Origin of the sequence: Actinoallomurus vinaceus (assembly GCF_039542055.1) — a bacterium.
Taxonomy (GTDB): domain Bacteria; phylum Actinomycetota; class Actinomycetes; order Streptosporangiales; family Streptosporangiaceae; genus Actinoallomurus; species Actinoallomurus vinaceus.
In genome coordinates this window covers 430,861-449,606 of sequence record NZ_BAABHK010000008.1, presented here as the reverse complement: position 1 = coordinate 449,606, position 18,746 = coordinate 430,861, and the positions used below count along the sequence as shown (strand labels likewise).

The window sequence follows — 18,746 nt, the reverse complement described above, 5'->3', positions numbered from 1 at the left end:
TGACGCCAGGCGTCGGGAGCGTCCCCGGTGCCGGCCGGTCCTTTCACCACGGCCGGCCGGCACCGGTCAATCGCCTTCGGAGGGGAAATGCTGGCCGAACTGTTTCTGGCGGCGGACCCGTTGTTCGCCGACGCCGTGGACAACGTCGACGACGGCGGGACCAGGTTCCGGCCACCGATGCCGGCCGGCTGGACACGGGTGGAGAGCGGCGGCTGGGTGCAACTGGCCAAGCGGGGTACGACCCTGCCGGACCAGGGATGGAAGATCCACGTCTCGGCCACCGCGACCGACGCGGCCCAAGTGATCGACACGGTCTGCGGCTACTGCTTCGAGCACGAATTGAGCCTGAAGTTCCTGCGCAGCAGGCAGATCATGGAGATCGCCAACAGCAAGGTGGCCGCACGCGCGTCCAGCGGAAAGCTGATCACCGTCTACCCGCCCGAACACCTTCTCGAACGGACGCTGAACGACCTTTCCGAGCTGCTCGCCGGCGTCGAGGGGCCGTACGTGCTCAGCGACCTGCGATGGAATGCCGGGCCGCTGTACGTCCGCTATGGCGCGTTCAGACCCCGGACCTGCTTTGACGCCGAGGGCGAGCACGTGCCCGCCATCCGAGACCCGGCCGGACGCCTGACGCCCGACCTTCGCGGCCCCACGTTCCGGCTGCCGCCCTGGGCACCGGTTCCCCACTTCATCGAGACGAGGATCGAGGCGAGGCGCGGGAAGGCCTCGGAGCCGTTCCCCTACCGGGTCGTTAAGGCCCTGCGCCTGTCGAACGCCGGCGGCGTCTACCGCGCGACGCAGCCGGAATCCGGCCGTACCGTGGTGCTCCGTGAGGCTCGGCCGCACGCCGGGCTGGACGACGCGGGCGACGACGCGGTCACCCGCCTGCTACGCGCGCGGGCCGTCCTGCAACGACTGCACGACGTCGACGTGGTCCCCAAGGTCCTCGCCCACCGCGTGCACTGGGAACACCACTTCCTCGTGGAAGAGTTCGTCGAGGGCGAGAGCCTGCAGGACGCCGTCGCCCGGCGGCACCCGCTGCGCCGTCCGGGCCATACCGCGGCGAGCCGGGCCGAGTACGCGCGCTGGGCGCTGACCGTCCTGGAGCGCGTCGGGTCGGCCCTGGCCGACCTGCACGAAAGAGGGATCGTCTTCGGCGACCTCCAGCCCGGCAACGTGATCGTCCGCCCCGACGGCCGGGTGTGCCTGGTCGACTTCGAGACGGCGCACGAGCTCTCGGACGACCCCGCGTCGGGCCTGGCCACCTCGGGCTTCGCCGCCTCGTGGGCACGGTCCGGATTCGATCCCGACGACTATGCGCTGCAATGCCTGCGCCTGGCCCTGTTCCTCCCCATCACCCAGCTCATCCGGCTCGATCCCGCCAGGATCGGAGTCCTGGTGGACGCCGCCGAGGAACTGTTCCCCGTGCCGGAGGGCTTCGGACGCCGGCTGCGGAAACGTCTCGCCCCGCCTCCGGAGTTCGCGGTTCGCGTACGGTCCGCGTCCCGGCACCGCGACTGCGCCGGGCCGGGGCATCTCCCGCCCCCGTCCTGGCCGGACACCCGGGACGCCCCGGCGTGGCCGACGGTACTGGACGCGATGCGAGACGCGATCGTCTGCAGTGCGACGCCGGGGCGCGATGACCGGCTCTTCCCCGGAGATCCCCGCCAGTTCGAGGGGCAGGGCGCCACCCTCGCCTACGGCGCCGCGGGTGTTCTCTACGCGCTGCACGCGACGGGACGTACCGGCTACCCCGGTTTCGAGGAACACGTCGACTGGCTGATCCACGCGAACAGGCGCATCGACACGCCACGGGCGGGGCTCTGCGACGGGCTGACGGGAGTCGCGTACGTACTCGCCGAGCTGGGCCGACACGACGAAGCCCTCGACACGGTGAGCCGTCTGCGCGGCCTCGACCTTCGCGGGAGCGCGGCCGGTCTGTTCGGTGGTCTCGCCGGGATCGGCCTCGGCCTGCTGCACCTCCGCGACGGGCTCGTCGGCGGCGGCCCGTACGAGGAGGCGGTCCGGATCGCCGACCGGCTGACTCGTGTGATCGACGGAGACGTGGGCGACGTCGCCGCCGTCACCCGCCCCGGCCTCATGCACGGCTGGTCCGGCGTCGCGCTGCTGCTCACCCGCCTGTACGGGGTGACCGGGCAGGAGCGCTATCTCGACGCCGCCTCGACCGCGTTGGCCAGGGACATCGCCCACTGCGGCGTCCCGGCCGACGGATGCCTCCAAGTACGAGGGGGGACCGACTGGCGCCTGAGCCTCATGCGAGGAAGCGCCGGAATCGCGGTCGCGCTGCGGGAGTACCTCACCCACCGGGCGGACGACGACCACTACCGCCACGTCCTCGATGCCGTCCGCGCCGGGCTGGGCACGGATCTGATGCTGTCCTCGGGGCTTCTCGAGGGGCGTTCGGGAGTCCTGGCCGTCCTGGCACACCTGTCCGGCGCCGACGGCGATCCCGCGGTCGACACGCACCTTCGTCACCTCGGCTGGCACGCGGTCCGCTTCCACCGGCACCTCGCCTTCCCCTCGGGCGACCTCAATCGGCTGTCCATGGATCTGGGCACCGGAACGGCGGGGGTGCTTCTCGCCGTCCACGGCGCGCTCGGGCCGGGCGGCACCCCGCTGGCCTGGGCCGGTGCGGCCCCCCTGACGGCGAGCCCGGCCCGTTGACCCGGCCACTCACGTCGAGGCGCCCGGCGCGTGGCGCGGGCGGGCGGCTGTCGGGTAATCGCGACTTCCTGATCATGTCGATCGGGAACGGCCTGTCGCAGGTGGGCACGGGCGCGGCGGGAATGGTGCTGCCGCTGGTGGTCCTGCGCTCGACCGGCTCGACGCTGTGGGTCGGCGCGGTCGAGGCCGTCTGGGCGGCGTCCGTCGGCCTCGCATGTGTGCCGGCCGGTCCGATCGTGGACCGCTTCGACCGGCTCACCGTCCTGCTGATCTGCGATGCGGGACGGGCACTGGCCAGTACCGCGCTGGCCCTTGCCTCGCTCGGTGGCCGCCCACCGGTCTGGATCCTCTTGAGTGCGGGCGTCGTCCTGGGTTTCCTGGGCGCGCCGTCCAACGCCGCGGTCCTCGCCTCGCTCCGCCGGCTCGTTCCCGGGTCACGGCTGTCCACGGCGGTGTCGGTGACGCTCGGGCGTATCCAGGCCGCGAGTCTGATCGGCCCGATCGTCGGCGGCTTCCTGTTCGGCGTGTCGCCCAGCGTCCCGTTCTGGTTCGACGCGTGCTCGTTCGTCATGTCCGGGGTGTGCGTGTTCGCGGTGCGCGGGTCCCTGCGCGCCGCCACCCCGCCCGCCGGGTCCGGGTTCCTGAGCGACCTCACCGCCGGATTCCGGTTCGTGTGGAGGGAGAGGCTTCTGCGAATCTGCCTGCTGACCACCGTGGCGCTCGGCCTGATCCTCCAGGGCATCCTCCTGCTCGTCATCATGGTCAACGCCCAGCGCGGCACGAGCGGACCGTCGGTCGGCCTCATCGTGGCCGCCGCCACCGGAGGAGCCCTGGTCGGCACGGTGCTCGCCCCCATCGCCGGCGACAGGTTCCCGCCCGTACGGCTCGTCACGGGCGCCACCGCGGTCACCGGCTGCCTGGTGCTCGTCATGGCCGCCGCCGGCGACCGGATCGTTCTGGCCGCCCTGCTCGCCCTGGCCATGGTCGTCATGTCCATCGCCGGGAGCGTGCTGACCACGGCCCGGCTGCTGCGGACGCCCGACGGCTTCCAGGGACGGGTGAACAGCGTCTTCAACCTGACCCAGCTCGCCGCGGCACTCGGCCCGGCCGTGGCCGGCCTGATGCTCGACCGCCTGTCCGGCGGCGCGAGCCTGCTGGTCTTCGCCGGGCTGCTGTGGGCCCTGACGCTCCTGCTGACCCGGCTGAAGGTCCCGGCGGCCGAGTCTCCCGATCCCGACGCCCCGGCTCACGGAGGTCGCGTATCGGAGGCGGCGGCCGGGTCCCCCGATCCGGATGCCCCGGCTCACGGAGGTCGCGCATGACCGCCTACTCGATCATGATGCCGTTCGCCCCCGCGCGTTCCCACCAGATCCTGCCGTACGCCGCGCTCACGCAGTGGAGCACGGCGCATCGCCTGTGGCAGGGGCAGGCGGACATCAGCGACCCGAACCAGACCTTCGTGTTCGCGGCGGCGTCGGGCTTCCGCGTCCCGGTCGGGACGGGCGTGCTGCTCATGCCGAACCGCCACCCCGCCACCGCGGCGCAACTCGCCCAGACGCTGGCGATGACCACGGGCCACCCGGTCGTCGCCGGTTACGGTCCGGGCGCCGAGGCCCTCCAGCGGTCCTTGCTCGGCAGGCCGTATCGGAGCCCGCTGACCGCCACGCGCGAGTACCTGACCATCATGCGCGGGCTGCTGGCCGGGGAAAGGGTCGAGTACGAGGGGGAGTACTTCTCGTGCCGCTTCGCCCTGAGGCCCGTCCCGAGCCCGCCGGTCGAGGTCGGCGTGGGGGTGCTCGGACCGGCCATGGCCCGGGTCGCCGGCGAGCTGGCCGACGTGGCCATCACCTGGCTGGTCCCCGCCGCCCACCTCCGGGACGTGATCGTCCCCGCGCTTCGCGAGGGCGCCGAGGCGGCCGGACGTCCGGTGCCCCGCCTGGTGTCCATCGTCCCGGTGGCCCTCGACACGGACGGACGCGACCTGCCCGATGTGGTGATCGCCGGGCATTCCGGCCACCTCCGCCTGCCGCACTACGCCACGATGCTGCGAAGGTGCGGTATCGACATCGACACCGCCGACCCGCGCGCCGCCGCGACGGCGTTGATCAAGGGCGGCGCGTTCCTCGGCGGCGGTCTCGCCGACGTCCGCGAGCAGCTTCGCCACCATGCCGACGCCGGCGCCGACGAGATCGCGTTGAACCTCTCCGGCGTGCACGTACGGCACGGCGAGACGACGGCGTTGCGGGAACTCCACATGATCCTGGAGGAGGTCACCGCATGAGGTCAGAAGTACGTGGGCATCCGCGGGACGTACGGCTCCTCCAGCGAGCGGATCTCCTCGTCGGTGAGCCGGACGTCGAGCGCGGCGACCGCGTCGGCCAGATGGTGCGGCTTGGTCGCGCCCACGATCGGAGCCGAGACCACCGGGTTCTTCAGCACCCAGGCCATCGCGACCTGCGCCATCGGCACGCCGCGAGCCTCGGCGATCCGTTGCACCGCGTCCACGATCGCCTTGTCACTGTCGAGGAACAGGGGCCGGCCGTGGAAATCGACGTCGGGATTGGTCTCCGAGCGACGCGACGACCGTTCACCCCAAGGCCGCGCCACCCGCCCCGCGGCCAGCGGACTCCACGGGATGCTGCCCACGCCCTGGTCGGCGAGCAGGCCGAACATCTCGCGTTCCTCCTCGCGGTGGATCAGGCTGTACTGATCCTGCATGGAGACGAACTTCGTCCATCCGTGTATCTCGGCGCGATGTTGCATCGCGGCGAACTGCCACGCCCACATCGAGGAGGCGCCGATGTAACGGGCCTTGCCCGCCTTGACCACGTCGTGCAACGCCTCCATCGTCTCCTCGACCGGCGTCTCAGGGTCGAAGCGGTGGATCTGGTACAGGTCGATGTAGTCGGTGTCCAGGCGCCGCAGGGAGGCGTCGACCTGCTCCATGATGGCCTTGCGGGACAACCCGGATCCGCCGGGGCCCTGGTGCATCGGCTGGAACACCTTGGTCGCCAGGACGATGTCGTCGCGCCGGGTGTACTTCCGCAGCGCGCGTCCGACGATCTCTTCCGAGGTGCCCAGACCGTAGATGTTCGCGGTGTCCCAGAACGTGACGCCGAGCTCGATGGCCTGCCGGAAGATCGGCTCGGCCCCCTCGTCGTCGAGGGTCCAGCTCATCCTCTTGGCCGGGTCGCCGAAGCTCATGCAGCCCAGCGAGATCCGGCTGATCTTCAGGCCTGACGTGCCCAAACGGGTGTATTCCATGCTTCGAGTGTGACGGCGCCTCGACCCTGTGTGAAAGGAATCTGGGGGGCCCTGTCGCGCCCCCGAACACCACTCCCTCTCACCGCACGGTCTGTCACATGGTGCTCCACCGCTGGTCCGCCCAGGCGGGGTCCAGCGGGGTGTGGGCGATGTGGTTGGTGTAGTTGGACAGCGTCTTCATCCCCACGCCGAGGATGACGTCCATGACGTGGCGGCGGGTGTACCCGGCATCCAGGAACGCCTCCACCTCGGCGTCCTCCACCCACCCCCGCCCGGAGACGATGAGCTGGGTGAAGCGCCGCACGGCCTCCAGCGAGGGGTCGTCCAGCCGCTTGCCCGCACGCAACGCCTCCACCACCTCGGCCGGCACCTTGGACCGCAGCGCCATGGTGGAGTGCGCGGCCACGCAGTACTCACAGCCGTTGTCCACGCTGGCGGTGATCCACACCACGTGCTTGGCGCGCATCGGCAGCGAGGACCTGCCGAACTGCTCGGCCAGAGCGTTGTAACCGGCCAGCAGCTCGGGTGATTCGGCCATCACCCCGTTCAGGGTGGTGACGAAGCCCATCCGTTTCTTGGCGGCCTCCAGCTGCGGGCGGGCGGCCTCGGGGGCGTTGGTCTCGTCATAGACGGTGAAGTCGGCCATGGTCGTCGGTTCTCCCCGTGCATCGGTCGGAGTCATCGGATCGGTCATCAGAAGGTGGCGGAGGCGCTCAGCGAGTTGAGCGCGGCGCTGACGGTGCTGTGCAGTTCGGCGGCGTCAGCCCCGGCACGGGACCGGAGGTTGACGCCGTAGGCGACGAGGGCGAGCAGTTCGGCGGTGGCGTCCAGGTCCGGGCCCGGCCGCAGCTGACCGCGGGCGGCGGCGGCATCCAGCGCGGTCCGCATCGCGGCGCGGAGCCGGTCGTGGTGCGCCTGCAGGACCTGCCGTACCTGCGGATCGCCGCCGTCGGCGCCGGCGTGGGCGTTGGAGACCATGCAGCCCCAGCGGGCGCGCTCGCCCTCGCAGCGCGACTGGATCAGCCGCGTGAAGAAAGCGGCGATCGCCGGCAGCCCGCGACCGTCGGCGGCCAGCCGCTCGAATACCGGCCCGGACTGCCGCTCCAGGTAGCGGCGCAGCGCCGCCGTGTACAGCTGTCTCTTGCCGCCGTAGGTGGCGTACAGGCTGGACCGGTTCAGCCCGGTCGCCTTGACGACCTCGCTGATCCCGGTGACATCGGCACCCCGCTGCCAGAACAGCCGCACCACCGTGTCGAGTGCCTGGTCGGGATCGAAGTGCTTGACGTCGGGCATGTCCGCCTTCTTTATCTTGGAACGACCGTTCCAAGATAAACAGAGTAGCGGTCAAGCCGCAACCCCGGATCCCGCAGGAACCGGTCCGCGAGCCGTTGAGCAGCACGATGACGCGGGATACGCTCGGCCGGCGGTACACCTTTTTGTAAACAGTTCGCTCGCGTACGGGAGTGGCCACGTGGGCTTCTTAGGACGCCGAAGGGTAGTCATCGTCGGAGCGGGCTTAGGCGGCACCGCCACCGCCATTCGCCTCTTGCAGTTCGCCCGAGAACCCTTGCAGGTCGTGGTGATCGAGCGGCGACCCGATCACCGGAGCGCGGGCGTGGCCTACCACCGGGCGGGCAACCACTGGCACCACGTCTTCAACATCCAGGCGGGCCGCATGGCGATGTTCCGGGAGGACGTCGACGATTTCGTGGCCTGGGCCAACAACGAAGCCGACCGGACCGGCTGGCCCCCGGAGTGGAGCGACTTCGCGTTCACCGAGTCCGGACCGGCGCCCCGCCGGATCTACGGCGACTACCTCGCCTGCCGCCTCGCCGAAGCCGTACGCGAAGCGCCGAACCGCGTGACGCTGCTCGAAGCCGACGGCGAGGTGGTCGACATGGCGGTCGGCGCGGGCCACGTGGACGTCGTCGTCGAGAACTACTCCGTGGCGCACACCGACACCGCGTCACGCCGGACGACGTTACGAGCCGACCACGTCGTCCTCGCGACCGGTCTCGAGGAGCGGGACCTCCCGTTCGCGACCGGTGTGATGGACCACCCCTCGTTCGTGCGGCACCCCTACTCCGAAGCGGGAATGGAGCGCATCCTCGGCCTCCGGCAGGATGCCGTGGTCGCCATCATCGGCACGTTGCTGAGCGCGTACGACTCGGCCTCGCTCCTCCTGCGGCGTGGCCATACCGGGAAGATCCACATGATCTCGCGTTCCGGACTGACGCTCCGGACCTATCCTTCGGACCACCGGCACCACGTCCTCAGCCTGCCGACCCCACGACTGCACGCCGACCGCTACGAAGGCCGCGACGAGCTCGTTCAGCGCTTCAGGGACGAATGGGAACGGGCGTGCGCCATCGTCGCCCGGGAACATCCCGCCGTGGCTCGCGCGGTGGTGACCGAACGGGTCGCCAAATCGTGGGAGCCCCACCTGCCCGAGATCCTGGCACGTGTCCCCTCATCCGATCTCCGTGCGCTCCTCGGCACCTACGGGAGCCTGCTGGCGACGCTGCGAGTGAGCGCCGTCCCGTACATCACCGAGTTCGTCGACGCGGCGATCGCGGATGGCGGGCAGATCATCCTCTCCACCGGGAAGGTCGACGAGATCGTCGGCACCGAGGCCGGCACTTTGAAGCTGTCCGTGTCCGGGCCGGCGTCGCCGGCGTCGCCGCGGACGATCGAAGCAGATCTTGTGATCTCCAACTTCGGGCGGGAGCCGAACTACGAGCGAGTCGGTTCGGCGCTCTGGCGGAACCTGTTGCGGAAGGAGATCGCGGTGGGGCACCGGCGCACCGGGCTCGGTGTCGAGGTGGACGGCTGCGGCGTCCTCCTCGGACCGACCGGCGCCCGCTCCGGTCCGATCTCCGTGGTCGGCGTTCCCCGAGAGGGCGACGAGATCGTACGGTACGGCCGAACGGGCGCGTTCACCTTCAACCTCGCCGCGATCAAGAACCATTCGGTGGGCGTCGCCGCGACCGTGCTGCACCGGCTCGAATTCTGCTACGACGAACAGGCCGACGACGCGGCCAAGACCGTGACCGACACGGACGACCGCGAGGTGCGCGAGGCGTTCGCCCGCTCGGTCCTGCTCGATGTGCATCGAATGGCCGCTCGGCGTCGTCGCGACCGCGACGCCTTGACGACCCGGCTCGAGGAGAGCATTGAGGCCGTTCGCGACGCCGTGATGGCCAAGGGTGAAGCCCCGCCGACGGACCGTGCACTGCGGTTCGTCGTGAATACGGCCGCCATGACGAAGCTCAACGACCTGTCCGTGACGCCACGAGACCTCCGTTCCCTGCTCGGGCTCGATGAGTCGCCGGAGTCGGATTAGCCGGAAAGCCACCTCGGCAATCGAGAAGTTGTGCGGCCGTCTCGACGGCTGCCAGCCTCTGATTATGCGCTGACCGGAGAGGTGGACCGCAGAACACGTCGAAGCGCGGTCGACTCCGGACCAGCCGACCCGGAATCAGTGAGAGAGGACACTCGTGGGCCCTCGCGAAGTACCAGGGGTTTTGCTCGTCGGTTCGAACAAGCGGAGTGTTCGTGGCACCTGCAATCGAACCAGGAATCCGATCGACGGTGCCATTCTGGTGGTCGATACGCTCGGCCCCGAACTCTACGATGCCATCCTCGGCTCTTCCGCGGTGATCTGCGCGAGAGGCGGCCGGACCGGCCACATGGAGTCCCTCTGCCGTTCGCGCGGGATTCCCGTTCTTCGGATCGACTCGTTCGAGTTAGAGGCGCTCGTCGACGAGGTCACCATTCTGCTCGATCGCGAGTCGGTCGTTCTCGGCGAAGCCGAACCCGTGACGCAGCCGTCGGAGATCCCGGCCACCACCTTCGACGACATCGAGTCGATCTGCGTGGTCATCGCCGACGCCACGGACATCCGGTCCACGAACGCCCTCACACCGCGCGTCGAGCGCGCGAACTCGTACTTCATCCGCGAGGAGTTCCTCTGCTTCGCCGCCGCCCTGAGCCCGATCGACTCACTTCGGGCGGGGGTCCAGGAGGCCGAGCGCTACGGCGCCGCCGTGGCCGCAGAGCTGTGCTCGATGGTGAAGGAACTCCTCCCCGGCCAACGCCTGGTCATGAGACTGCTCGACCTCCGTTCGGACGACGCCGCCCAGATCACGACCGGTGTACAGGTGGCCGACGAGCCGAACCCCGAACTCGGCCTCCACGGCGCCAGATGGCTGCTGCATGAGCGCAACTACCCACATGCGTTCCGGGCGCTCCGCGCCCACGTCAGGGAACGCTTGGGCGCGGACGCGGACCGATTGAGCTTCGCCGTTCCGTTCATCAACGACCGCGACGAGTTCTCGCGACTGCGGCAGAACCTCGGCTTGAGTGACGACACGCCGCTCGGCATCTTCATCGAGACGCCGGCCGCCGTACACTCGGCGGCCGAGTTCTGCGCCGCTGGAGCCGGCGAACTGTTCGTCGGCACCAAGGACCTGATCCAGTTCTACCTCGCCGTCGACCGGAACAACCACTTGGTCTCCTCCATTTACCAGACCCGGCATCCGGCCGTCCTGGCCGGACTGCGCCAAGCCGTCGAGTCCGGTCGCGACGCCGGGGTCCCCGTGCACGTGTTCGCGCTCGGCGCCGATGTGGACCACTACGTGCAACACCTTCCGGCACGCAGGCTCATGATGTGCACCGCCGAGTTGCGGCATCTCGCCCAGAAGGTCAAAGGCTCAGCGCCGGCCGCCTGAAACGGTCACATTCGAGCAGCAGATCATCGACATCGCGGCGCGCTTGTCCCCCATGCGAGCTACCCACGAGTGTCCACCGCGCGGTGACGATTCCAAACCGTCGAATCCATAGCGTTCTCGACGTAGCCGCGGCATTCCTGCCGCGGAATCTCGCGAAGGAGTCGTCATGCGATTGTTGAAGCAGCTCCTGCCCGTCGTGGTGGTCGCTGCCGTCGGCGGACAGCTCGTGACCGCGGTGCAGGGGAACGCACTTTTGAGCCTGGTCCTCGGTGTCGCGACGGCTGCGCTTTCGGTGTTCGTGTACGCCCGGGTGGTGCGGTGGTCCGAGCGGCGCGCGCCGGTGGAGGTGGCGATCAAAGGTGCCGCCGCCCGCATCGGCCTGGGGGCGCTGATCGGTGTCGGGTGGTTCGCGGCCGTCATCGTGAACCTCGTCTTCCTGGGCGACTACCGGGTCGACGGCTACGGGTCGACGGCGGGCGCGGTGGGGCTGTTCGGCTTCATGGCCGCCGCCGCCGCGACCGAAGAACTGATGTTCCGCGGCGTGTTGTTCCGGATCGTCGAGGAACGCGTCGGCACGTGGATGGCGCTGGCGCTGACCAGTGTGCTGTTCGGCCTGTCGCACCTGACCAACCCGGACGCCACCCTGTGGGGCGCGATCGCCATCGCGATCGAGGCCGGCGGCACGCTCGCCGCCGCCTACGCCGCCACCCGCAACCTGTGGGTGCCGATCGGCCTGCACTTCGGCTGGAACTTCGCCGAGGCCGGCATCTTCGGCACCGAGGTCTCCGGCAATGGCAAGACCGAAGGGCTGCTGCACGGCGTGACCTCAGGCCCGGCCCTGGTCACCGGCGGCAAGTTCGGGCCGGAGGCGAGCCCGTACACGGTCGTGTTCGGTGTGCTGCTGACGATCGTGTTCATGTGGCTGGCCCACCGGCGCGGCAACCTGGTCCCTCGCCGGCGCGGTGCCCGCGCCGCCGCGACCGCTACGCTCGCGCAGTGATCGATCTCCGGCGGGTCCCGGACCTGTGGCGGCGGTGTGACGTCACGGTCCGGGATCTCCCGTTCGCGCTGCTGCTGGTCGTCCTGTCGTTCCTGCCGTCGTTCCACGACCACGGGACGCAGGTCGGCGGCCTGCCGGCCCGCCCCTTCGACGCGCTGGCCGTCGTGGTGGTCGCCCTCGAGTGCCTCCCGCTCGCCGTGCGCCGGCGGTGGCCGGCCGCCTGTCTCACCCTGGTGTCACTCGGCTTCGCCGTCGACCAGATCCGCGCCTACCACACGGTCGCGGGCGCCGGACTGGCCGTCGCGCTGCTGAGCGCGGGCGCCCATCTGGAACGTCGGCGGCGCGTCACCGCGGTCCTCCTCTCCGCCGCGTTCCTGCCGCTGGCGGTCGCGCTCGACCGGCTCGGCGGGACCGATGCGCCGACCGAGTACGTGACGTTCTACCTGCTGGCGGCCCTCGCATGGGGCATCGGGGCCTGGCTGCGCTCCACCCGGGCGGCCGAGGCCGAACGCCGCCGCCACGTCGCCGAGGCCACCCGCGCCGCCGAGCGCACCCGCATCGCCCGCGAGCTCCACGACGTCGTGACCCACCACGTGACGGCGATGGTCGTGCAGGCCGAGGCGGCACGCTACCTGACCGCCGCGCCCGATCGCCTCGACACCACTCTGAGCGCCGTCACCGACACCGGCCGGCGGGCGATCGCCGACCTGCGGCACCTGCTCGACCTGCTCAACCCCGACCACGGCACCGAGGTCAGGACGCCGTCCGTCGGCGAACTTCACACGCTCGTGGAGCAGACGCGCCAGGCCGGGCAGCCGGTGGAGTTCGCCGAGGAGGGCAGTCCGGCGGAGTCGGCCGGCAGTGCCGAGTTCGTGGCCTATCGGGTCGTGCAGGAGGCCCTGACGAACGCCCTCAAGTACGCCCACGGCAGCCGCACCGTGGTCCATGTGCGCTATCGCGAAAAGGAGATCACCGTGGAGGTCGGCACCGACGGTTCGGGCTCGCGAACCGCCTCTCCCGCCGGGAGCGGGCGGGGCCTGGCCGGGCTCCGCGAACGGGTCGACGCCCTGGGCGGCGAGTTCAGCGCGGACCGGCGGGCGGGCGGCGGGTTCGTCGTACGGGCGCGCATTCCCGCGGGGAGCCCGTCGTGAACGCACCGGTCCGGGTCCTGGTCTGCGACGACCAGGCGCTGATCCGCACGGGGTTCGCGACGATCATCGACGCGCAGCCCGACCTCGAGGTGGTGGGCGAGTGCGGAGACGGGCGCGCCGCGGTCGACCTCGCCCGCCGGCTGGATCCGGACATGGTGGTGATGGACGTACGGATGCCGGTGCTCGACGGCATCGAGGCGACCCGTCTGCTGGCCGGTCCCGGAGTGGTGGACCCCATCAAGGTGCTCGTGGTGACCACGTTCAACCTGGACGAGTACGTGTACGAGGCGCTGCGCGCCGGAGCGAGCGGGTTCCTGCTCAAGGACGCCCCGCCCGCGCAGCTGCTGCACGGCATCCGCACCGTCGCGACAGGCGCCGCGCTGCTGGCACCCGAGGTGACGCGGCAGCTCGTCGGCAGGTACGCGGCGCGGATCCGTCCCACCCAGGACACGCCGGGCGACACCGCGCTGACCCCACGCGAACTGGAGGTACTACGCCTCATCGCCAACGGCCTGTCCAACGGCGAGATCGCCGCGACGTTGGTGATCAGCCACGAGACCGTCAAGACGTACGTGTCGCGCATCCTCACCAAACTCGACCTGCGTGACCGCGTGCAAGCGGTGGTCTACGCCTACCGCAACGGCCTGGTCACCTAGGGCCTAGATCACGCGGGTGCGCGGAGACTCTGAACGGCGGCGGTGATCCCTTTCTTGTCGTAGCCGCCGGTGGGCATGGTGGCGCCGTGGGCGTGGCGGACGATGCCCTGGGAATCGATGAGGACGCTGCCCGACTGCTGCAGCGAGCCGAAGACCTTTCTGCTCAGGCCGATCATCTCGTGCGGGGTGCTCCGGCGGCCTACGAGGACGGGGAACGGGACCCGGCGCTTGGCCTTCCACGCGGCCGCTTCCTGGCGACCCTCAGGAACCGCGACGAGCACCTGGACGTTGTCGGCCGCGAGCTCGTCACGGCGCCGGATGAGGTCCTGGACGTGCCTGTTGCAGACCGGGCACGACGTCGACCGCATGAAATAGATCAGCACGGCGTGGTCGCCCTGGTGGTCGGACAGGCGGACGGCCCGGCCGTCGGTGTCCTCCAGCACCACGTCGGGCGCGGGCGATCCGGTTTCGAGCATGGCGGAAGTTCTCCTTCGAACTTGGTTTGTGCGAAATGCGGTCCACGCAGGTCAGGCGCTGGTGGTTCCGGGGTCGTTCGGGCCGCCGGTGGGGCCGGTCATGCCGCTCAGGCTGAGCCGGAGCCTGTTGCGGGCCCGGTGCAGCTGGGACTTCATCGCGGCGTTGCTCAGGCCGAGCGCCTCCGCGACCGTCCGCCCCGGGTAGCCCAGGACGTCCCGCATGATCAATACTCTGCGCTGAACCTCGGGCAGCTCCTGGATCGCCTGGGCGACGAGTTCGGCTTCCAGGCGCCGGATGGCCTCGTCCTCGGCTGAGGTCACCAGGCCGGCTTCGACCTCGTCGTAGCGGTCGAGCAGCACTCGAGCGCGGCGCAGGCACTCGTTCCGGACGATTCGGAACATCCACGATGCCAGTGCCCCGGTGGCGCGCAGTGAGCCGATCTTCCGGTAGAGGATGATCAGTGCTTCCTGCGCGGCGTCTTCGGCATCCTGCGGGGACGCGCAAAGATGCTCCGCGAAGCGCCGCACGTGCGAATGGGCACCATAGATCACCGCAGTGATCGACTCGCGATCACCGGCCTGCGCGGCCTCGATGAGCTGCGCGCTCGCCCAAGGGCGCTCAGCCACGTCCCCGCCTCTGCCGCCGGAACGAGGCCCTGAAGCGCGCCTGCCGCACAGTCGGCGTCACGAGGTCGCTCATCCACATCTCCTCACCGTTGTGGCCATCACCCCATAAGAGGCCTCCACACCGCGAAAGGATTCGCCTCTGGTCTAACCCCCTGCGGGGGCGAAGCGGGCGGCCAGGCCGTCGAGGATGCATTCGAGTCCGCTGTCGAAGTCGTCGTCGCGGGTGGCGCTCAGGTTCTGGTTTCGCTGGGCGGCGTACAGCTTTCGCAGTCGCGGATAATCCTGTGCGGCCTGTTCGGCGGCCGGCCAAAGGCTTTCGACCCATTCCTGCTCGCTTCGGCCGCTGCGGGCGAGTGTGGTCAACCACGCGGCCTCACTGGTCGAGACCCCGATGACGTAGGCCACGACCGTGTTCAGGGCCCGATCGGCCGCTTCCAGCGTGAAGCCGCCCTGCTCGAACGCGGCGAGGATGGCCTCGTTCTGCCGCATCACGTTCGGCCCCAGATAGGCCACGCCCGTCTCACCGAGCACGGAGACGATCCAGGGGTGGCGCAGGACCGCGGCCCGCAGGCTGTGGGCGCAGCGTGTGATGGCCGCGCGCCAGCCGGCCGGGTCGTCGGCGGCCGGCACCTCGACCTCGCCGTAGACCTCGTCGACGACCAGTTCGAGCAGCTCGTCCTTGTTGGCCACATGCGTGTACATCGAGGTGGCTCCGGCGTTCAGGCGGGTGCCGAGCTTACGCATGCTCAGGGCGTCGATGCCCTCGGCATCCAGCAGTTCGAGCGCCGCGGCCACGATCTGCTGCCGGCTCAGCGGCGGCTGCTCACGCCGGGGCCGCTGCGGGCGGGCCCACACCGACGGGTACGGCTGCTTGTCGGCCGGCATGCGGTCTCCTTCACGACGATCCTCGCCCGAACAGTGTACGGCTTTGCGAACAGTGCATAGTCGTCCGTACAGTGTGCGGAGCGCCGCACACTGTACGGTGCGTTATGCGGAAGGGACTGGCTTCATGTCGCGATTCGACGCCGACCACTGGCAGGCCAGGCTTGATGAACTGCGCGCGGCCCATCACGTGCCGGGCGCCGCGCTGGCGGTGCTGGCGGGCGGGACGATCCATGAGTCGGCCAGTGGCGTGCTGCACCGAGGGACCGGCGTGGAGGTGACCACGGACTCGGTGTTCCAGTCCGGTTCGATCGCCAAGGTGTACACGGCGACGCTGGTGATGCAGCTCGTCGACTCCGGTGAGCTACGGCTCGACAGCAGGGTCGTCGACGTCCTGCCGGGCTTCGCGGTCGCCGATGACGAGGTCACGAAGAGCGTGACGATCGGGCGTCTGCTCAGCCATACCAGCGGGATCGCCGGGGACTTCACCCTCGACACCGGTCGCGGTGACGACTGCCTCGCCCGTTACGTGGAGGCGTGCGCGAACGTGGGTCAGGACTGCCCGCCGGGGACCGTCGTTTCCTACTGCAGTACCGGGTACGCGATCCTCGGCCGGATCGTGGAGGTGGTCACCGGTCAGACCTGGGACGACGCGTTGCGCGACCGGTTGCTGGCGCCGCTCGGTCTCGGGCATTCGATGACCTTGCCGGAGGAGGCGCTGCGGTTCCGGGTGGCGATGACCCATCTCGGCGAGCTGGGAAGCGACCCGGAGCCGGCGCCCGTGTGGGACATGTTGCCGCGCTCAGCCGGACCGTACGGGCGCGTCCTCGTCAGTGCCGTCGACGTCGTCCGCTTCGCGCGGATGCATCTCGACGACGGCGCCGCGCCCGACGGTACGCGCCTGCTGTCCGCCGAGTCGGCGGCGACGATGCGGCGACGCGTCGTCGACTGCGTGGACGGATGGACGTTCATGGCGGACGGATGGGGCCACGGGTGGGCGCTGTACGACTGGGACGGTGTCGCCGGCTACGGCCACGACGGCGCCTCGGGCGGGCAGTTCTCGTACCTGCGTGTCGTGCCCGGCAGCGGCGTCGCCGCCGCGCTGCTGACCAATGGCGGCGGTGCGACCGGTCTGTTCGTCGACCTGTTCCAGGAGCTGCTCGGTGAGCTCGCCGGGGTGCGGATGCCCGACGTCTTCGCCCCCGCCGCGGAACCGCGGCCGGTCGACGTCGCCGCGCTCGCGGGCACGTACGAACGCGAAGGGGTGCGCATCACGATCGGCGAGCGGGACGGTGTGCCGCGTCTGCGGTTGCGGCTGACCGGCGGGATGGCCGATTACTCACCGCCGATCGAGGCCGACCTGGTGGCGGTGTCCGACACGGTGCTCGCCATGCCCGGTGTCGGCCCCGTCAGCGCGCCGTGGCTGCCGCTGGTGTTCGGGACGCTTCCGGACGGCACACCCTACGTCTACTTCGGCATGCGGGCCGCGCCGAAGGTCGCCTGAAGGAGGTGCGGCCCGGTCATTTGAGGATGTTCACCGCTCGGGCGATGACCAGGGCGACCGCCACGATCGACACTGCCGACTGGGCGAGCATCATCATCTTGGACCAGCGGGGCAGTGGCATCACGTCGGTGGGGCTGAACGCGGTCGCGTTGGTGAAGGACAGGTACAGGTAGTCCAGGAAGGCGGGTTCCCAGTCCGGCGGCGCCATCTCCGGGGCCTGCATCTGGGTGAACAGGAAGTCGGGGTAGGCCTTGTGCGCGAGGGCTCGCGCCGCCGGTCCGCCGCGGTCCAGTTCCCAGTACCAGATCGCGAACACGATGACGTTGGTGCCCCAGATGGCCGCGCCCGTGGCCAGCAACGGTCCGGCGTCGTCGCCGGCCGTTCCGTCGATCAGCGCGCGTACGAGCGTGAACGCCGAGAACGTGTTCGCCACGGTGATGACCGCGATGAGTACGAGGCTGGCGCTGCGCAGGACCCGGGACTCCCGGTTGATCCGCCGGGGGTTGGCCGCCATCAGGCCGCCTGCCAGCGCCGCCTCAAGGCCGGGTAGCAGGAAGTGCGGCTGCAGGGCGAACCGGCGCGGGAGCTCCACCTGCAGGACGATCGCCATGGCGACGACGATCGTCACAGGAAGCCGCTGTTCTCCCTCGGTGCGGCGCAGCCAGGCGGGGAGGTGAACGTCGTCGAAGCAGTCGGGCAGGTGCGCGTCGGTGTGGAGCACCTTTTCCAGGTGCGCGGTCTGGCGGCGCATCACGGCGACCAGATACTGCGCCGCGTGCTGATCGGCCGGGGGTTTCTCGCTCATGGACGCATCCTCCCCGGTGGCAGGCCGGTCGGGCGACAGGGTGCCGAGGGTGACCGCGGCCAGGACTGCTCTCAGCGCGGTGTGGTGGTCGCGATGCCGTAGAACTCGGCCGCGGTGACGGTGGCGGGGACGCCGAGTTCGGCGGCGACCGCGGTGATCGCGGTGGCGCCGACGGCGAGGTCGGCTTGGCCGTCGGTGGTGAAGTACGGGGCGATGAACGTCTCGTAGTGGGCTCGGACCTCGTCCGGAGTGTGTCGGCCGAGGAACGTCTGGACATGCCGCACCGTGGTGTCGGGTTCGTTGTGGATCACCTGCAGGGCGCGCCGGTGGGCTCGTACGACGGCCTGGACCGCGGGGTCGTCCGGGTGGATGTAGGTCGGGTCGACGGCCACGCCAACGGTGGGGATCTGGAAGTGGTCGCCGACCCAGGCCGGCACGTGCCAGCCGTGCTCGGCGGCCATCGCCTCCGGTGCCATGGTGCTGCCGACCAGGGCGGCGTCGATCGTGCCCTCGTGCAGCCGGCGCAGGTCCATGCCGTAGTCGCCGGGCGGGCGGACGACGGTGTGGATGTCGCGGTCCGGGTCGAGGCCGGCCCGACGCAGCACGATCCGGGCGAAGCACCCGGGTGCGGTGTGGGGGGCGTGTACCGCCAGCCGTCGGCCGGCCAGGTCGGCCAGGGAGGTCAGGCCGGGGCGGGCGAGGAACCAGAACAGCGGGCGGTGGGTGTTGACATTGAGTGCGACCCAGGGGACGCCGTCGGACAGTCGGGACACCAGTGCCCGGCCGAGCCCGATGGTGGCGCCGCGGCGCAGCCGCTCCTCGTCCCAGGAGCAGCCGTCGCGCAGCGCGACGTGGACGCCCTCGTCGGCGTAGTAGCCCTGCTGGTCGGCGATGTAGGCGACCAGTTCCTCGTGCAGGCCGCGCCCGACATAGGCGAGATCGATCGTGTACATGAACGTTTTT

The 18,746-nt window shown here is 70.2% G+C and carries 17 protein-coding genes; 9 read left to right on the top strand and 8 right to left on the bottom strand.

The genetic code is table 11. The annotated features are described in order from the left end of the window. Positions 1-87 precede the first annotated feature (87 nt). From lanKC to ABEA24_RS28755, 3 genes are all read left to right on the top strand, one after another. Positions 88-2,688 carry a class III lanthionine synthetase LanKC gene (lanKC, locus tag ABEA24_RS28765; RefSeq protein WP_345434273.1) on the top strand — a complete coding sequence of 867 codons (2,601 nt, stop codon included), beginning with the start codon at positions 88-90 and terminating at the stop codon, positions 2,686-2,688. 74 nt (positions 2,689-2,762) lie between these two features. Continuing rightward, entirely contained in the window at positions 2,763-4,010 is a 1,248-nt protein-coding gene (locus ABEA24_RS28760; RefSeq protein ID WP_345434272.1) for an MFS transporter, read from the top strand. Next, positions 4,007-4,969, top strand: coding sequence for an LLM class flavin-dependent oxidoreductase (locus tag ABEA24_RS28755; RefSeq protein ID WP_345434271.1), 963 nt, complete (start codon positions 4,007-4,009; stop codon positions 4,967-4,969). Before ABEA24_RS28760 ends, ABEA24_RS28755 begins: the two co-directional genes overlap by 4 nt. A gap of 2 nt (positions 4,970-4,971) precedes the next feature. Here ABEA24_RS28755 and ABEA24_RS28750 read toward each other — a convergent pair whose 3' ends face one another. The 3 genes from ABEA24_RS28750 to ABEA24_RS28740 all read right to left on the bottom strand — a co-directional run bounded on the left by ABEA24_RS28750 (position 4,972) and on the right by ABEA24_RS28740 (position 7,245). Further along, positions 4,972-5,952, bottom strand: coding sequence for an aldo/keto reductase (locus tag ABEA24_RS28750; RefSeq protein ID WP_345434270.1), 981 nt, complete (start codon positions 5,950-5,952; stop codon positions 4,972-4,974). A 94-nt stretch (positions 5,953-6,046) separates the two neighbouring features. Then, entirely contained in the window at positions 6,047-6,598 is a 552-nt protein-coding gene (locus ABEA24_RS28745) for a carboxymuconolactone decarboxylase family protein (protein WP_345434269.1), read from the bottom strand. Positions 6,599-6,645: 47 nt separating this feature from the next. Further along, entirely contained in the window at positions 6,646-7,245 is a 600-nt protein-coding gene (locus ABEA24_RS28740) for a TetR/AcrR family transcriptional regulator (RefSeq protein ID WP_345434268.1), read from the bottom strand. 178 nt (positions 7,246-7,423) lie between these two features. On the opposite strand from ABEA24_RS28740, the gene ABEA24_RS28735 reads away from it, so the two are divergent. From ABEA24_RS28735 to ABEA24_RS28715, 5 genes are all read left to right on the top strand, one after another. Next, complete coding sequence (locus ABEA24_RS28735; protein ID WP_345434267.1) at positions 7,424-9,295, top strand: FAD/NAD(P)-binding protein; 1,872 nt, start codon at positions 7,424-7,426, stop codon at positions 9,293-9,295. Between the two features lie 154 nt (positions 9,296-9,449). Beyond that, a complete protein-coding gene (locus tag ABEA24_RS28730) occupies positions 9,450-10,682 on the top strand; it encodes a putative PEP-binding protein (RefSeq protein WP_345434266.1) in 1,233 nt (410 codons plus the stop codon). Positions 10,683-10,848: 166 nt separating this feature from the next. Beyond that, a complete protein-coding gene (locus ABEA24_RS28725; protein ID WP_345434265.1) occupies positions 10,849-11,682 on the top strand; it encodes a CPBP family intramembrane glutamic endopeptidase in 834 nt (277 codons plus the stop codon). After that, entirely contained in the window at positions 11,679-12,833 is a 1,155-nt protein-coding gene (locus tag ABEA24_RS28720; RefSeq protein WP_345434264.1) for a sensor histidine kinase, read from the top strand. Before ABEA24_RS28725 ends, ABEA24_RS28720 begins: the two co-directional genes overlap by 4 nt. Further along, the gene (locus tag ABEA24_RS28715) at positions 12,830-13,489 is read left to right on the top strand and encodes a response regulator (protein ID WP_345434263.1); all 660 of its coding nucleotides are present in this window, start codon (positions 12,830-12,832) and stop codon (positions 13,487-13,489) included. Before ABEA24_RS28720 ends, ABEA24_RS28715 begins: the two co-directional genes overlap by 4 nt. Before the next feature lie 8 nt (positions 13,490-13,497). Here ABEA24_RS28715 and ABEA24_RS28710 read toward each other — a convergent pair whose 3' ends face one another. The 3 genes from ABEA24_RS28710 to ABEA24_RS28700 form a co-directional block, all read right to left on the bottom strand. Beyond that, positions 13,498-13,965, bottom strand: coding sequence for a peroxiredoxin family protein (locus ABEA24_RS28710; protein WP_345434262.1), 468 nt, complete (start codon positions 13,963-13,965; stop codon positions 13,498-13,500). Between the two features lie 51 nt (positions 13,966-14,016). Continuing rightward, the gene (locus ABEA24_RS28705) at positions 14,017-14,592 is read right to left on the bottom strand and encodes an RNA polymerase sigma factor (protein WP_345434260.1); all 576 of its coding nucleotides are present in this window, start codon (positions 14,590-14,592) and stop codon (positions 14,017-14,019) included. Positions 14,593-14,736: 144 nt separating this feature from the next. Continuing rightward, complete coding sequence (locus ABEA24_RS28700; RefSeq protein WP_345434259.1) at positions 14,737-15,477, bottom strand: TetR/AcrR family transcriptional regulator; 741 nt, start codon at positions 15,475-15,477, stop codon at positions 14,737-14,739. 124 nt (positions 15,478-15,601) lie between these two features. On the opposite strand from ABEA24_RS28700, the gene ABEA24_RS28695 reads away from it, so the two are divergent. Next, on the top strand, positions 15,602-16,978 hold the full coding sequence (locus ABEA24_RS28695; protein ID WP_345434258.1) for a serine hydrolase domain-containing protein: 1,377 nt from the start codon (positions 15,602-15,604) through the stop codon (positions 16,976-16,978). Between the two features lie 16 nt (positions 16,979-16,994). On the opposite strand, the gene ABEA24_RS28690 is transcribed toward ABEA24_RS28695, so the two are convergent. Both ABEA24_RS28690 and ABEA24_RS28685 read right to left on the bottom strand, forming a co-directional pair. Continuing rightward, positions 16,995-17,783 carry a hypothetical protein gene (locus ABEA24_RS28690; protein ID WP_345434257.1) on the bottom strand — a complete coding sequence of 263 codons (789 nt, stop codon included), beginning with the start codon at positions 17,781-17,783 and terminating at the stop codon, positions 16,995-16,997. A gap of 71 nt (positions 17,784-17,854) precedes the next feature. Continuing rightward, positions 17,855-18,736 carry an ABC transporter substrate-binding protein gene (locus tag ABEA24_RS28685; RefSeq protein WP_345434256.1) on the bottom strand — a complete coding sequence of 294 codons (882 nt, stop codon included), beginning with the start codon at positions 18,734-18,736 and terminating at the stop codon, positions 17,855-17,857. Between the last annotated feature and the right edge of the window lie 10 nt (positions 18,737-18,746).